The sequence below is a fragment of the Streptomyces sp. NPDC059679 genome (assembly GCF_042734105.1).
Taxonomy (GTDB): domain Bacteria; phylum Actinomycetota; class Actinomycetes; order Streptomycetales; family Streptomycetaceae; genus Streptomyces.
On record NZ_JBHWES010000052.1, the window covers coordinates 44,912 to 60,127 of the forward strand.

Sequence of the window (15,216 nt, forward strand, 5' to 3'; positions counted from 1 at the left end):
GAAGGCCGCCCGAGGGGCGGCCTTCGGCGTATCCGCGGGTCGTTCCTCCCTCCCAGAAGGAACCACCGCAATGCACAGTGATCCGCACCACGACCCGCGCGCGATCGTCCGGCGGCTGCTGGCCGCCGACTGCCCGCCCTTCGCCCTGCTGCACCGCCGTACGCCCGGCCACGCCCCCGACACCGTCGAGGTGCTGCTCGGCCCGGTCACCGAGGTGGCGCGGCTGACCGACATCCCGCTGCCGACCGGGGCGCCGACCACCGGCGCGGCCGTGCGCGACGCGCTGGCGCTGGTGCCGTTCCGGCAGATCCGCGAGCGCGGGTTCGACGTACGCGACGACGGGACGCCGCTGGCCGTCCTGCGGCCCGAGGAGACGTACGAGCTGCCGCTGGGCGAGGTGCTGGACGCGCTGCCCGCGCACCAGGTGCGGACCCGGGGCGGGGCCTTCGACGTGACCGACGACGACTACGCGGCGATCGTCGAGCGGGTCGTCGCGGACGAGATCGGGACCGGCGAGGGCGCGAACTTCGTGATCCGCAGGACGTTCCGCGGCGAGATCCCCGGCTTCGACCGCGCCGACGCGCTCGCGCTGTTCCGCCGGCTGCTGGCCGGGGAGCGCGGCGCGTACTGGACGTATGTCGTCCGGCTGACGGACGGCCGGACGCTGGTGGGCGCCAGCCCCGAGGTGCATGTCCGGATGTCCGGCGGGACGGTCGTGATGAACCCGATCAGCGGGACGTACCGCTATCCCCGGGACGGGGCCCGGCTGGACGGGCTGCTGGAGTTTCTGCACGACCGCAAGGAGGTGGAGGAGCTGTCCATGGTCGTGGACGAGGAGCTGAAGATGATGTGCACCGTCGGCGACATGGGCGGCGTGGTGGTCGGCCCCCGCCTCAAGGAGATGGCACACCTCGCGCACACCGAGTACGAGCTGCGCGGCCGCTCCTCCCTCGACGTCCGGGACGTGCTGCGGGAGACCATGTTCGCGGCGACGGTGACCGGCTCGCCGGTGCAGAACGCCTGCCGGGTGATCGAGCGGTACGAGCCCGCCGGACCGGACGGCGCGGGGCGCGGCTACTACGCTGGGGCGCTCGCGCTCATCGGGCGGGACGCCGGCGGCGCGCAGACCCTGGACTCGCCGATCCTGATCCGCACCGCCGACATCGACGGCGCCGGCGCGCTGCGGGTGCCGGTCGGGGCGACGCTCGTACGCCACTCCGACCCGCGCAGCGAGGTCGCCGAGACCCACGCCAAGGCGGCCGGGGTGCTCACCGCCCTCGGCGTGCGCCCGGCGCCCGCGGGGCGGGCCGGCGGCCCCGCGCTCCCGCGCCTGGCTGACGACCCCCGGGTGCGGGCGGCGCTGGACGCCCGGCGGGCCGACCTGGCCCCGTTCTGGCTGCGGATGCACACGCCCGAGACCGCGCCCTCGGCGCCGACCGGGCACGCTCTGGTGGTCGACGGCGAGGACACCTTCACCGCGATGCTGGCCCATCTGCTGCGGACCACCGGGCTGACGGTGACCGTGCGACGGTTCGACGAGCCGGGGGTACGGGAGGCGGCGCTGGCCCATGACGGGCCGGTGGTGCTCGGCCCGGGGCCGGGCGACCCGTCGGATATGACCGCCCCGAAGATGCGGTTCCTGCGCGAGCTGACGGCGGACCTGGTGCGCGGGCACCGACACGGGCTGCTGGGGGTGTGCCTGGGACACGAGCTGCTGGCGGCCGAGCTGGGCCTTGAGGTCGTACGGAAGGACGTGCCGTTCCAGGGCGCGCAGGAGCGGATCGGCTTCTTCGGACGCGAGGAGACCGTCGGCTTCTACAACACCTTCACCGCCCGGTGCGACGAGTCGGCCGCGGCCGAGCTCGCGATGCACCGGGTGGAGGTCAGCCACGACCCGGCGACCGGGGAGGTACACGCCCTGCGCGGCCCGAACTTCGCGGGCGTGCAGTTCCACCCCGAGTCCGTACTGACCCTGAACGGCTCCGCCATCGTGGCCGAGCTGCTGGCGGCCGTACTGGTCTGACGGCCTACGGCAGCCCCTCGGCCGCCCGGGACGCGGCCCCGGGCGGCCGAGGGCGGAGCCTCGCACGCGTGCGCCTCAGCCGAAGAAGACCTCGGCCTCGGCGTACAGGGAGAGGTCCACGGTCTTCAGCCGTGCGGTGGCCTCCGTGAGGGGGACGCGGACGATGTCGGTGCCGCGCAGCGCGACCATCTTGCCGTAGTCCTCGTCCCGGACGGCGTCGATGGCGTGCAGCCCGAAGCGGGTGGCGAGCCAGCGGTCGAACGCGCTGGGGGTGCCGCCGCGCTGGACGTGGCCGAGGACGGTGGTGCGGGCCTCCTTGCCGGTGCGCTTCTCGATCTCCTTGGCCAGCCACTCGCCGATACCGGAGAGCCGGACATGGCCGAAGGAGTCGAGCGACCCGTCCTTGAGGACCGCGTCGCCGCCCTTGGGCATGGCGCCCTCCGCGACGACGACGATCGGGGCGTAACGGATCTTGAAGCGGGACTCGACCCAGGCGCAGATCTGGTCCACGTCGAAGCGCTGCTCGGGGATGAGGATGACATTGGCGCCGCCGGCCAGCCCGGAGTGGAGGGCGATCCAGCCCGCGTGACGGCCCATCACCTCCACGACGAGGACGCGCATATGCGATTCGGCCGTGGTGTGGAGACGGTCGATGGCCTCGGTGGCGATGTTGACGGCGGTGTCGAAGCCGAAGGTGTAGTCGGTGGCGGACAGGTCGTTGTCGATGGTCTTGGGGACGCCGACGCAGCGGATCCCGTACTCACTGGACAGCCGCGCGGCCACGCCGAGCGTGTCCTCGCCGCCGATCGCGATGAGCGCGTCCACTTCCTCCTTGGCGAGGTTTTCCTTGACCCGGCGGATGCCGTCCTGGCTCTTGAGGGGGTTGGTGCGGGAGGACCCGAGAATCGTGCCGCCGCGCGGCAGGATGCCGCGCACGGCCTGGATGTCGAGGGTCACGGTGTCGCCCTCGAGCGGCCCGCGCCAGCCGTCCCGGAAGCCGACGAAGTCGTAGCCGTATCCCTGCACGCCCTTGCGGACGACGGCGCGGATGACCGCGTTGAGCCCGGGGCAGTCACCGCCACCGGTCAGCACTCCGACCCGCATCGTTTTTCCCTTCTCCCATGAAAACGCGTGAATGACCCGATACGGGAAGCCACGCTAACGGTGATCCAGGTCACACGGGATAGGGCGGGAAGTGAATCCCCTGTGCGCAGGGGCAGTTGACGGCCAACTTCACTCGAACGAGGGTCAAGCGCCGGTGGACGAAGGTCAGGCGCTGGTGGACGAAGGTCAGGCGCCGGTGTCCAGACCGCGTTCGATCGCGTATCGCACCAGCTCGACGCGGTTGTGCAACTGCAGCTTGCCGAGGGTGTTCTGAACGTGGTTCTGCACCGTGCGGTGCGAGATGACCAGCCGCTCGGCGATCTGCTTGTACGACAGCCCCTTGGCCACCAGCCGCAGCACCTCCTTCTCCCGCTCGGTCAGCCGGGGGGCGACAGGGCGGTCGGGCGCTGCGGGGGCGGGGTCGGTCGCCAGTCGGCGGTACTCGCCGAGCACCAGGCCCGCGAGGCCCGGGGTGAACACCGGCTCCCCGGCGGCCGTCCGGCGCACCGCGTCCAGCAGATCCTCCGTACTGGCCGATTTGAGCAGATAGCCGGTCGCGCCGGACTTCACCGCCTCCAGGACGTCCGCGTGCTCCCCGCTCGCGGACAGGACGAGTACGCGCGGGCCGGACGGGCCCGACTCGCCGCCCACGAGCTGCTTGCAGACCTCCACGCCGGGCAGCCCGGGGAGGTTGAGGTCGAGCACCAGGACGTCGGGGTTCGCGGCCTTGGCGCGGCGTACGGCCTGGGGGCCGTCCCCCGCCGTGGCCACCACCGCGAACCCGGCCTCGGACAGATCGCGGGCGACGGCGTCGCGCCACATCGGGTGGTCGTCGACCACCATCACGGTCACGGGCCGCTCCTCGGCCCCGCCGCCCTGCCCGCCGGCCGGTGTGCCGCCCTGTCCGCTGTCCTGCCGCTCGGTCATCGTCCGGTCTCCCCCTGTCGCGGAACGCTCAACTCAACCTCGGTGCCCTGCCCGGGGGCCGAGATCCACTCGGCGCTGCCGCCCAGATCGCGCAGGCGCCCCCGGATGGACAGCGCCACGCCGAGCCGCCCCTCGCGCTCGGCGTCGGCCAGCCGCCCCTCGGGGATGCCGGGCCCGTCGTCGCGGACGGTCACCGTGACCACGTCCGGCTCGTCCTCGACCAGGATCCAGGCGTGCGCGTCCACCCCCGCGTGCACCCGTACATTGTCCAGGGCGGCACCGACAGCGGCCGCGAGCTCGGCGGCGGCCTCGGCGGGGAGCGGTACGGCGGTGCCGGGCCCGGAGAGGGTGACGCGGGATCCGGCGTGCCGGGCCAACAGGGCCAGCAGATCGGAGCGTTCGCCTTCGGCCGCCCCCTCTGCGGTGGGTGCGTCGGCCGCAACCTTCAGAAGTACGGCCCCGGCCGGCTCCACCGACTCCGCCGCGGCGGCCACCGGCCCGGTCGCCGGCCCGGTGGAGATCAGCGTGCGCAGCGCGATCTCCTGTTCCCCCGCCATCTGTCCCAGCTCGGCCGCCTCCCCGCCGATCGCGGCGCCCCGCCGCTGCACCATGGCGAGGACCTGCAGCACGCTGTCGTGGATATCGCGGGCCAGCCGCTCCCGTTCGCGCGTGGCCGCCTCGATCCGCAGCGCACGGGCCAGGGTGCGCTCACTGGCGCGGGCCACCTCGACCACATAGCCGATCGCCACGCTCGCCACCCACACCAGCATGAGCATATGGACGGCGTCCTGGGCGAATCCGCCGCGCTCGATGATGTTGGCCGCGCAGACGACGGTGGAGGCCCAGGCGGCCCACCGCCAGCCACCCTTGATCGCGAAGCCGAGCACGGCCCCGGCCGTCCATATCGACGGCAGGGTGGGCGTGCCTTCGGCGATGCGGTCGTGGGTGTCGACGAGCGGGGTGAGCAGGATGCCGACCACCGCGACGGTCAGATCACCGGCCAGGAAGCGCAGGGTGCACCGCTCGGCCGAGGAGACCATGCGGACGGTGAGCGCGGTCCATACGGTCAGCACGGCCATATAGGCGCCCGCGCCGAGCGGGTGGTCGTAGTTGTCGTAGCCGTACGCGTAGAGGGTGAGCGCGTACAGCAGCGTGAGCACCCGGTAGGCGGTCAGCGCCCGCCACAGGGGCTGCTCCACCGACATGCGCACGACACGCTCGCCCTTGGGACGCTGCGCCACTTCCCCACCCCCGCGCCGGACGCGGTTACGCGCCGGCCTTGTCCCCGCCCTGATCCCCGGGCTTGTCCGCGCCCCGGTCCCCGGCCTGCTCCCCGGACTTGTCGTCGCCCGACGTGTCGTCGGCCGCGCCCTCCGCGCTCTTGCCCTCGCGCTTACGGGCCGCCTCGGCATCCGCGATCTGCCGCTTGGCGACGGTCGCGTAGATGTCGACGTACTCCTGCCCGGACAGCTTCATGATCTCGTACATGACCTCGTCGGTCACGGAGCGCAGGATGAAGCGGTCGTTGTCCATGCCGTGGTAGCGGCTGAAGTCCAGCGGCTTGCCGATCCGGATGCCCGGCCGCATCAGCTTGGGCATGACCTTGCCCGGTGGCTGGATCTTCTCGGTGTCGATCATCGCGACCGGGATCACCGGGGCACCCGTGGCCAGCGCCACCCGTGCCAGACCGCCCGGCTTGCCGCGGTACAGCCGCCCGTCCGGCGAACGCGTGCCCTCCGGGTAGATGCCGAACAGCTCACCGCGCTCCAGCACCTCGATACCGCTCTTGATCGCGGCCTCGCTCGCACCGCGCCCGCCCGAGCGGTCCACCGGCAGCTGCCCGACGCCCTTGAAGAACGCGGCGGTCAGCTTGCCCTTCACGCCCGGGGTGGTGAAGTACTCCTGCTTGGCGATGAAGGTGACCTTGCGGTCGAGCATCGCGGGGAGGAAGAAGGAGTCGGAGAACGACAGATGGTTGCTGGCGAGAATGGCCGGCCCCTCGGCGGGGACGTTTTCCAGTCCCTCCACCCAGGGCCGGAAGGCAAGCTTCAACGCTCCGCCGACCGACAGCTTCATGGCGCCGTAGAACAACCGAGGACCTCGCCTGTATCCGACCTGTACCCGACGAGGAGACCTTAACGTGCCTACCCCCTGTGCGGCGCGCCGCGTACGCTGAGATCCCGGGCCGCCCGGCCCCGTTATGCGACTGCCCGTTACATCGAACGGAGATCCGCGGTGCCGCTCCTCCCCGGGGCCCAGCCGTTCCGCCACGACGGCGGAGAGATCGGCGTCCTCGTCTGTCATGGCTTCACCGGCTCGCCCCAATCGGTCCGCCCCTGGGCCGAGCACCTTGCGCGGCAGGGCCTGACGGTCTCGCTGCCGCTGCTGCCCGGCCACGGCACCCGCTGGCAGGAGCTCGCGATCACCAGCCGGGAGGACTGGTACGCCGAGCTGGACCGGGAGCTGCGCGGGCTCGCCGAGCGGTGCCGTCAGGTGTTCGTCTGCGGTCTTTCCATGGGCGGCGCGCTCGCCCTGCGGCTGGCCGCCCGGCACGGGGCGCGGGTCAGCGGGGTCGCCCTGGTCAACCCGGCCCACAAGATGCACGACCGGGCGGCCCCGGCGCTGCCGCTGCTGCGCCATCTGGTCCCCTCCGTCAAGGGCATCGTGAGCGATATCGCGAAGCCGGGCACGCCGGAGTCGGGCTATGACCGGGTGCCGCTGACCGGCGCGTACCAGCTGCGCCGGCTGCTCCAGGAAGTGGACGCCGAGCTGCCGCGGGTGACCCAGCCGCTGCTGCTGATGCACAGCGCGCAGGACCATGTGGTGCCGCCGGTCGACTCGGCGCGCATCCTGAGCCGGGTCTCCTCCGCGGACGTCACCGAGCTGGTGCTGGAGCGCAGCTACCACGTGGCGACGCTGGACCACGACGCGGAGATCGTCTTCGCCGAGACCCATGCGTTCATCAGCAGGCTGACGCGGGGTATCGATGAGGACAGTGGGGATGTTGTCCCAGGGACGGATACGCGACTTGGGAAGGGGGCGGCGGCCAGTGGCGGAGCGTGAGCCGAACGAGAACGAGGCCGGCGCGCGGGACGACGACGCCGCGTTCGCCGAGATCGTCGCGGCGTACGACAAGGAGACCCGGGACCCGGAGGGCCCGGCGCCGTGGCCCGAGGCCGAAGATCTCCCCGCCGACGCTCAGCGCGCGGGCGGCGAGGACGACGCGGCGGATGCGGACGACGCTGCCGACGGGGACGAAGAACGCGGCAAAGACAGCCCGGCGGCGGGGGCCGGTCCGGAGGACGTGGCCAAGCCCGATAAGCCCCTGGGCAGCTTCATCGTGTACGCGCCGGGCGTCGGCCCGCGCGACTGGGAGCCCGCCGAGCCGTCCGACGACGACTTCGACGAGACCGACGAGGGCCACTTCGTCCCGCCTGAGCCGCCCCCGCTCCCCGAGTCCGACACCACCGCCCGCTTCGCCTGGCTGGGCGTCCTGGGCGGCCCGCTGCTGCTGCTCGGTGTGGTGCTGTTCCAGGTGGAGCTGACCTGGTGGATCACCACGCTCGGGGTGGGCGGCTTCCTGGGCGGCTTCACCACGCTGGTGCTGCGGATGAAGGACGACGACGAGGAAGAGGACGAGGACCCGGGGCGCGGCGCGGTCGTCTGACGACCGCGGCCCGCCGGGCCCGCTGAGGCTCCTGCGGCCTTGGCCAGGAGCCCCCGGCCTCAGGCCAGGAGCCCCTTGTCCGTCGAACCGGCGGGCACGGCGGGGGAAACGCGGGGGAGCCTGAGGGCCGCGAGGACCGGGAGATGGTCCGAGGCCGCCCTCAGATCCGCCTCGGTGACCCCGGGCAGCCCGGTCGGCACCCCGCAGCCGAGGATCTCCACGCCCTCGGTCGCGAACAGCGCGTCGATACGCTCACGCGGCTGCCCCGGCGGATACGTCAACTCGCTCCCCCAGGGCTCGGTCGCCCAGGCGTCGCGCAGCGATCCGGCCAGCCGCCGGAAGGCGCGGCCCTCGGGTGGATCGTTGATGTCACCGGCCAGGACGGTGTACGGGACGTCGAGCCGGGCGAGGTGGTCCAGGACCATCCCGGCCTGGTCGTGGCGCTGGGCCTCGGCCAGGCTCAGATGGCAGCTGACCACGCCGAGCCTGATGCCGTTGTCCCCCCGGTGCCCGCCGCCGAAGCGCAGCACGGCGGTGGCCAGGCCGCGCCGGTGCAGCCCGGGGACGTGGGGCAGCAGGATGTCCTCGGTCCGCTCCACATGGGCGCGCAGCGAGGTCAGCAGCATCGGGCCGGTGGCGGTGGCGCCCCCGGTGGTGTGGACGAGGCCGGTCTCGCGGGCCAGCCAGGAGGCGGCCTTGCGCCAGCGGAAGAAGCGCGGCGCCTCCTGGACGCACAGCACATCGGGGGCGCAGGCCCGGACCACCCGGACCAGCGCCTCGCGGTCGTCGCGCATCGAGCGGATGTTGTAGCTGAGCACCCGCACCACCGCCGCGTCCTGGGCGGTGGCCGATGCCGGCAGGTCCGCGAGCACCATGTGTCGTCCCCCCGACCCCGTCAGCCCTGGCGGGCCAGGTCGGCGGCGCCGACGAGCCCGGCCTTGCCACCTAGCTGGGCGGCAAGCACCTGGGCGTGCGGACGCCACTGATTGCCGACCAGCCAGCGGCGGAAGGATTTGCGGATCGGCTCGAGGACCAGATCGCCCTCGTCGGAGACGCCGCCGCCGACGATGAACGCCGAGGGGTCGAAGAGCGAGGCGAGGTCGGCGAGGCCGGCGCCGGCCCAGCGGGCCAGCTCGCGGAAGGAGTCGATGGCGACCGGGTCGCCCTGGCGGGCGGCGTCGCTGATGTGCTTGCCCTGGATGCCCTCGGGGGTGCCGTCGCCGAGGCCGAGCAGCACCTCGGCGCTCTCCGGGGTCGCGTTGGCGCGCTGCTTGGCGTAGCGGACCAGGGCGCGGCCGGAGGCGTACTGCTCCCAGCAGCCCTGGCTGCCGCAACCGCACAGCAGCCCGTCCGGGACGACGCGGATGTGGCCGAACTCGGCAGCCACGCCGAAGCGGCCGCGGTGCAGCTTGCCGCCGATGATGATGCCGCCGCCGAGGCCGGTGCCGAGTGTGATGCACACGACGTCGTCATGGCCCTGGCCGGCGCCGAAGCGGTACTCGCCCCACGCCGCGGCGTTCGCGTCGTTCTCGACGACGACGGGGAGGCCCACGCGCTGCTCGACCTTGTCCTTGAGCGCTTCATGGCGCCAGTTGATGTTGGGCGCGAAGAGCACCGTGGCGCGCTTGTCGTCCACGTAACCGGCCGCGCCGATACCGACGGCCTCGATGTCATGGCCGGTGCTGACCTCACGCACCGCGCCCGCGATGGCGTCGACGACCCCCTCGGGAGTCTGCGGGGTCGATACCTTGCGCGTCTCGAGAATCGAGCCCTCTTCGTCGACCACGCCAGCTGCGATCTTCGTGCCGCCGATGTCGACGCCGATGGTGAGTCCCATGTGTCCCTCAGTTATTTGGTCGAACCCCGCCGAGCACAACGGTACCGGAGGTGGGGCTCAGTCGAGGTCGATGTGTTCACTACTCGAAGACTCATTGCCGTTGTCCGGCTTATCGGCGCGGTCGTCGGCCTCGGTGGCACCGTCGTCGTCGCCACGCGTCCAGCGTTGCTCCTGACCCTGGACGGCGGCCCGATAAGCGGCAAGGAGCTCGGTGCCGGCGGTGGCGAGATGATCGAAGACCTCAGGGTTCCGTTCGATGACCGGTTCGACAGCTGCCTTTGCCTGTGCGATCAAGTGTTGTACGGCGCCCTGCACGGCCGTCCCGGCCAGCGGGGCCTGGGCCCCGGCCAGCCTGTCGGCGACGGCCTCGGCCAGTTTGCGCAGTTCCTCGGCCGCGCTGCCCGGCTCATGGCCGCTCTCGCGGGCCCGGCGGCGGGCCCGCTCCGCGGCAAGGTCCTCGGCACAGGCCCGCTCCCAGGCGTCGGGGTCGATGTCGGTGACCGGTACGTCGTCGACCGGTACGTCGGTGACCGGGGATTCGGCGGGGCGCTCGGTGGCGTCGTCGCTCATGGCGGGCTCCTGCGGCGGAGGGACTGACGGCCCGGGGGTGTTCATCCGGGCTTGCTCTCGACGTTACCGGAATGACAAGGCGAGAAAAGGGGCATGCGGCGTCACAGGCCCCTCGGCCACAGCTCGGGGTCCGGGGCGAAGCGGACGTGGAGGCGGCCGTCGCGCAGCCCGGCGCCGGACACGGTGCAGCGGCGGAGGGCGGACGGCAGCGGCAGCACCCGGTGGAACGGGCCGACGGTGATGATCAGTTCATCGCCGCGGCGCACCAGGCCGAGGGCGTCGCGGTCGGCGCCGGGCAGCGGCAGCCGCCACACCAGCTCCCCCTCGTCGGCGAGGCGGTCCTCGACCGTCCACGGCTCGGCGGCCGGGCGGTCGGGGCGCGGCTCGGGGGCACCGACGGAGGCGACGAGGGCGGCGAGCCCGCCCGCCTGTGGCGCACCGCCCGGGCCGGCGGAGTCCCGCGGGGCGTCGGGGTCCCGCGGGCCGTTCGCCTCGATCGGGTCGCGGCCCAGGTGGGGCAGTTCGCGGACGGGGACGTCGGGCGCCCACTCCCCGTGCAGCTCCTTGAGCGCGGCCTGCTGCTGCCCGGACAGCGCCGCGAGCCAGGGGTCGGCGGTGCCGGTGGGCAGCAGCCGGTTGGCGACCACGGCCTCCACGCGGCAGCCGTACAGCGCGAGCCCGGCGCGGGCGGTGCGCAGCGCCCGGTCGGCGAGCGGCCCCGGGTCCACCACCAGCCGTACGGTGGTGGCCTCGGACTCGATCAGGGCCTGCACACCCGCCAGTTCACGCTCCCAGCGCTCGGCCGTCTCGTACAGCTTCTGAGCGGGCATCGGCACCCCGGCGAGCTGCGCCAGCATCGGCCGCAGGGCGCGCGCCGCCTGCCGCTCGGCGGGCAGCAGCCGGCGCAGATAGCGGCGCAGTTGCTCGGGCAGCGCGAGGACCGCGACCGTATCGGAGGCGGGCGGCATGTCGACGACCAGGACGTCCCAGTAGTGACAACTCGGTTCGCCTCCGGGGCGCCTCAGCCCCTGTCGACGGTCGACCGTGCTCGGCCCCTCGTTCCTCGGGGCCTCCGCGCGCTCTCCCTTTCGACAGGGTCGCGCCCCTTCGGCGGCAGCCGGATCCGTGTCGTGGACCGCGCGCAGCGCGCGCAGCACCGCGAAGGCCTCCGTGCCCGGCAGGCCCGTCAGCTCCTCGGGGTCGAGCGGAGCGGCGCCGAGCATGTCCAGCGCGCCGCTCCCCCGCTCCTGGAGGGAGGTCAGCTCGCCGCGGAACCAGTCGTCGGCGGCGATGCGCGCGGCCCACATGCCGGGGGCGGCCTCGACCGGCGGGGACCACGGCAGCCGCTCGGCCGACGCCGCGGCGGCGGGCCGGGGCGCGGGGAGGCCGAGCAGCGCCTCCGGGGTGCCGTCGCGGTCGGCCGTGAGCAGCAGGGCGCGCCGCCCCTCGCGGGCGGCGGCCAGCGCGGTCGCGGCGGCGACGGTGGTGCGGCCCGCGCCGCCGGTACCGGTGACGAGGACCGTACGCATGAAAGGAGCCTCCGGGCAGGGTGGGGCTGGGACGGGCTTCCCGACCGTAGCGGGATCAGCGGCGCTCGCGGTCGCGCCCGCGCCGGGCGGGGTCCAAGGGCCCCGACAGGACCTAGGCGGCGCTCTCCACCCGCTTCTTCAGACCGGCCAGCGCGCGGTCGATGATGACCTTCTCGGCCTTGCGCTTGATCATGCCGAGCATCGGGATCTTGACGTCGACGGTGAGCTGGTAGGTGACCTCGGTGCGCTTGCCGCTGTCGACCGGCGCCAGCAGGTACGAGCCGTCGAGGGAGCGCAGCATCTGGGACTTGACCAGGGACCAGCTGACCTGGTTGTCACCTGTCCAGGTGTACTCGAGGGTGTAGTCGTCCTTGATCGCCCCGGCGTCGAGCAGCATCCGCACCTTCTCGGCGCGCCCCCGGTCGTCCTTGGTGAGGACGTCGGCCTCCTTCACCTCTCCGGACCACTCCGGGTATCGGTCGAAGTCGGCGATCACCTCCATCACGTCGGCCGGTGCCGCCTCGATCGTGATGCTCGAGCTGGTGTGTTCCGCCATCGCCGTGGTTCCTTCGGTGTTGGTCCGCTGATCCGCCGCCTGGGCCTCTGCCGCTGAAGGCTACCGCGCGCGGCCTACCACTCCAGGGTCCAGGGGGTGCCGGTCGAGGCGAAGTGTCCGACGTTGACACACTCGGTGGCGCCAATGCGCATCCGGCGGGCGAGCGGCTGGTGGACATGGCCGAAGACCGCGTACTTGGGCCGCACCTCGCGGATGGCGTCGAGGAGGGCCGCGCTGCCGCGTTCGAAGCGGCGGGCGACGGTGTCGTAGCACAGCTCGGGGACGTCGGGCGGGATATGGGTGCACAACACGTCGACCTCGCCGAGCGCGGCGATCTTCGCGGCGTAGACCTCGTCGTCGATCTCGTACGGCGTGCGCATCGGGGTGCGCAGCCCGCCGCCGACGAAGCCGAAGACCCGGCCGCCGATCTCGACCCGCTCACCGTCGAGGACGGTGATACCGGACCCGGCGTACTCGGGCCACAGCCTCGGTATGTCGACATTGCCGAAGGTGGCGTAGGTGGGGGTGGGGAAGGCTGCGAAGAGCTCGGCGTACTGGCGGCGTACCGCGGACTCTACGGCGGCGTTGCGGTCCACCCCGTCCCACAGCCGGTTGCCGAATTCACGGGCCTCCTCGAACCGGCGGGCGGTGCGCAGTTCCACGATGCGGTCGGCGTTCTCGACGCCGAACAGGTCGGGGAAGATACCGCGGGAGTGATCGGCGTAGTCGAGGAAGAGCACCAGGTCGCCGAGGCAGATCAGGGCGTCCGCGCCCTCGCCCGCCCGCTTCAGATCCCGGCTGTTGCCGTGCACGTCGCTGACCACGTGAACTCGCATGCAGGTCAGCCTAAGTCCTGCTGCCTCGGGCCGTCAGACGCGGGCCCACCGCCCCGCCGCCACCTGCTGTTACTTCCGAGTCCCTGACGGTGTCGACTAGTCTGCGACGCATACGAGAACGGGGTGTGACGCATCAAACATCTGGGAGGACCCCCTATCCCAGATGCCATACCCATCGGTAACGTCCGGGCAGTCCACCATCCCCCCCTTGCCCGCGGGGATTGCCCGTAGCGGCGCCGGCGCCCGACGAGGAGCAGCAGTCTTGCGCGAGTTCAGCCTTCCGGCCCTGTACGAGGTTCCGGCCGACGGGAATCTGACCGACCTCATCCGGCGCAACGCCGCCCACCACCCCGATGTCGCGGTGGTCGGCCGGAAGGCCGACGGCGAGTGGCAGGACGTCACCGCCGCCGAATTCCTCGCCGAGGTGCGGGCCGTGGCCAAGGGCCTGATCGCCGCCGGGGTGGAGCCCGGCGACCGGGTCGGGCTGATGTCGCGCACCCGCTACGAGTGGACGCTGCTGGACTTCGCCATCTGGAGCGCGGGCGCGGTCACGGTGCCGGTCTACGAGACGAGTTCGGCCGAGCAGACCCAGTGGATCCTCGGCGACTCGGGCGCGGTCGGCTGCGTGGTGGAGTCCGCCGCGCACGAGGCCGCCGTCGAGTCCGTACGGGACCACCTGCCCGCGCTGAAGAGCCTGTGGCGGATCGAGGGCGGCGGGGCGATCGAGACGCTGCGGAAGCTGGGCGCGGACATCGGGGACGGGGTGGTCGACGAGCGCAGCGCGATCGCGAACGCCGACTCCCCGGCCACGATCGTCTACACCTCGGGCACCACCGGCCGTCCCAAGGGCTGTGTGCTCTCCCACCGCAGCTTCTTCGCCGAATGCGGCAATGTCGTGGCCCGCCTCAAGCCGATCTTCGTGACCGGCGAGTCGTCGGTACTGCTCTTCATCCCCGAGGCGCATGTCCTCGGGCGGCTGGTGGAGATCGCGGCGGTGCTGGCGCCGATCAAGCTCGGGCACGTCTCGGACATCAAGACGCTCACCGACGAACTGGCCTCCTTCCGGCCGACGTTGGTGCTGGGCGTGCCGCGCGTCTTCGAGAAGGTCTACAACGGGGCGCGGGCGAAGGCGCAGGCCGACGGCAAGGGCAAGATCTTCGACAAGGCCGCCGCGACCGCCATCGCCTACAGCGAGGCGCTGGACACCCCCGCCGGGCCGTCCTTCGGCCTCAAGGTCAAGCACAAGGTCTTCGACCGCCTGGTCTACAGCAAGCTGCGCGCCGCCCTGGGCGGCCGGGCCACCCACGCGATCTCCGGCGGCGCCCCGCTGGGCGCCCGCCTCGGCCACTTCTACCGGGGCATCGGCTTCACTGTGCTGGAGGGGTACGGCCTGACGGAGTCCTGCGCGGCGACCACCTTCAACCCGTGGGACCGGCAGAAGCTCGGCACGGTCGGCCAGCCGATGCCGGGCACGGTGGTCCGGATCGCGGACGACGGCGAGGTGCTGCTCCACGGCGACCACCTGTTCACCGGCTACTGGAACAACGAGGCGGCGACGGCGGAGGCGCTGTCCGACGGCTGGTTCCACACCGGCGATCTGGGCACCCTCGACGAGGACGGCTATCTCTCCATCACCGGCCGCAAGAAGGAGATCATCATCACCGCGGGCGGCAAGAACGTGGCCCCGGCGGTGATCGAGGACCGGATCAGGGCGCACGCCCTGATCGCCGAGTGCATGGTGGTCGGCGACGGCCGTCCCTTCGTGGGCGCGCTGATCACCGTCGACGAGGAGTTCCTGCCGCGCTGGCTGGCCGAGCACGGCAAGCCGGCCGACGCCACGGTGGCCGAACTGCAGGAGGACCCCGAGCTGCTGGCCGAGATCCAGCGCGCGGTGGACGACGGGAACGCGGCGGTCTCCAGGGCGGAGTCGGTGCGCAAGTTCCGGATCCTGACCACGCAGTTCACCGAGGACTCCGGGCATGTCACGCCGTCGCTGAAGCTCAAGCGGAGCGTGGTGGTCAAGGACTTCGCGGGCGAGATCGAGGCGCTGTACCAGCGCTGACGCGGCGCGAGCGCGGGGGGGGAGGGGCCCGGGGCGGGGCGGGCGGCGGGGGGCCCCCCCCCGAACAGAAAAAGACAAAGGAGACGACGCCACACCCGCCGCCGG

General features: G+C 72.5%; 14 protein-coding genes. 4 read left to right on the forward strand and 10 right to left on the reverse strand.

The genetic code is table 11. From position 1 onward, the window contains the following. Positions 1-70 precede the first annotated feature (70 nt). Positions 71-2,023: an anthranilate synthase family protein gene (locus tag ACFV2X_RS39075; RefSeq protein ID WP_385625993.1), complete on the forward strand. Its 1,953-nt coding sequence runs from the start codon at positions 71-73 to the stop codon at positions 2,021-2,023. A 75-nt stretch (positions 2,024-2,098) separates the two neighbouring features. Here ACFV2X_RS39075 and ACFV2X_RS39080 read toward each other — a convergent pair whose 3' ends face one another. The 4 genes from ACFV2X_RS39080 to ACFV2X_RS39095 form a co-directional block, all read right to left on the reverse strand. After that, entirely contained in the window at positions 2,099-3,127 is a 1,029-nt protein-coding gene (locus ACFV2X_RS39080; protein WP_385625995.1) for a 6-phosphofructokinase, read from the reverse strand. Positions 3,128-3,313: 186 nt separating this feature from the next. Next, on the reverse strand, positions 3,314-4,054 hold the full coding sequence (locus ACFV2X_RS39085; protein ID WP_385625997.1) for a response regulator: 741 nt from the start codon (positions 4,052-4,054) through the stop codon (positions 3,314-3,316). Next, on the reverse strand, positions 4,051-5,259 hold the full coding sequence (gene macS / locus ACFV2X_RS39090) for a MacS family sensor histidine kinase (RefSeq protein WP_385626055.1): 1,209 nt from the start codon (positions 5,257-5,259) through the stop codon (positions 4,051-4,053). Before macS ends, ACFV2X_RS39085 begins: the two co-directional genes overlap by 4 nt. 61 nt (positions 5,260-5,320) lie before the next feature. After that, on the reverse strand, positions 5,321-6,130 hold the full coding sequence (locus ACFV2X_RS39095; RefSeq protein WP_385625998.1) for a lysophospholipid acyltransferase family protein: 810 nt from the start codon (positions 6,128-6,130) through the stop codon (positions 5,321-5,323). 159 nt (positions 6,131-6,289) lie between these two features. Here ACFV2X_RS39095 and ACFV2X_RS39100 point away from each other — a divergent pair, with 159 nt between their 5' ends. Together ACFV2X_RS39100 and ACFV2X_RS39105 are read left to right on the forward strand one after the other, a co-directional pair. Further along, positions 6,290-7,117: an alpha/beta hydrolase gene (locus tag ACFV2X_RS39100; RefSeq protein WP_385626000.1), complete on the forward strand. Its 828-nt coding sequence runs from the start codon at positions 6,290-6,292 to the stop codon at positions 7,115-7,117. Beyond that, positions 7,104-7,721 (forward strand): hypothetical protein, encoded by a 618-nt coding sequence (locus tag ACFV2X_RS39105; RefSeq protein ID WP_385626002.1) that lies wholly within the window; start codon positions 7,104-7,106, stop codon positions 7,719-7,721. The genes ACFV2X_RS39100 and ACFV2X_RS39105 overlap by 14 nt, the downstream gene beginning before the upstream one ends. A 59-nt stretch (positions 7,722-7,780) precedes the next feature. Here ACFV2X_RS39105 and ACFV2X_RS39110 read toward each other — a convergent pair whose 3' ends face one another. From ACFV2X_RS39110 to ACFV2X_RS39135, 6 genes are all read right to left on the reverse strand, one after another. Beyond that, positions 7,781-8,596, reverse strand: coding sequence for an endonuclease/exonuclease/phosphatase family protein (locus ACFV2X_RS39110; protein ID WP_385626004.1), 816 nt, complete (start codon positions 8,594-8,596; stop codon positions 7,781-7,783). Between the two features lie 20 nt (positions 8,597-8,616). After that, on the reverse strand, positions 8,617-9,558 hold the full coding sequence (locus ACFV2X_RS39115; RefSeq protein ID WP_385626006.1) for an ROK family glucokinase: 942 nt from the start codon (positions 9,556-9,558) through the stop codon (positions 8,617-8,619). Between the two features lie 57 nt (positions 9,559-9,615). Continuing rightward, positions 9,616-10,128 (reverse strand): DUF5304 domain-containing protein, encoded by a 513-nt coding sequence (locus tag ACFV2X_RS39120; RefSeq protein WP_385626008.1) that lies wholly within the window; start codon positions 10,126-10,128, stop codon positions 9,616-9,618. A 101-nt stretch (positions 10,129-10,229) separates the two neighbouring features. Continuing rightward, the gene (locus ACFV2X_RS39125) at positions 10,230-11,657 is read right to left on the reverse strand and encodes an ArsA family ATPase (protein ID WP_385626010.1); all 1,428 of its coding nucleotides are present in this window, start codon (positions 11,655-11,657) and stop codon (positions 10,230-10,232) included. Positions 11,658-11,769: 112 nt separating this feature from the next. Beyond that, the gene (locus ACFV2X_RS39130; RefSeq protein ID WP_014180403.1) at positions 11,770-12,213 is read right to left on the reverse strand and encodes an SRPBCC family protein; all 444 of its coding nucleotides are present in this window, start codon (positions 12,211-12,213) and stop codon (positions 11,770-11,772) included. A 74-nt stretch (positions 12,214-12,287) separates the two neighbouring features. Continuing rightward, positions 12,288-13,049: a metallophosphoesterase gene (locus tag ACFV2X_RS39135; protein ID WP_385626012.1), complete on the reverse strand. Its 762-nt coding sequence runs from the start codon at positions 13,047-13,049 to the stop codon at positions 12,288-12,290. Positions 13,050-13,311: 262 nt separating this feature from the next. Here ACFV2X_RS39135 and ACFV2X_RS39140 point away from each other — a divergent pair, with 262 nt between their 5' ends. Further along, positions 13,312-15,111 (forward strand): AMP-dependent synthetase/ligase, encoded by a 1,800-nt coding sequence (locus ACFV2X_RS39140; RefSeq protein ID WP_385626014.1) that lies wholly within the window; start codon positions 13,312-13,314, stop codon positions 15,109-15,111. The last annotated feature ends 105 nt before the right edge of the window (positions 15,112-15,216 follow it).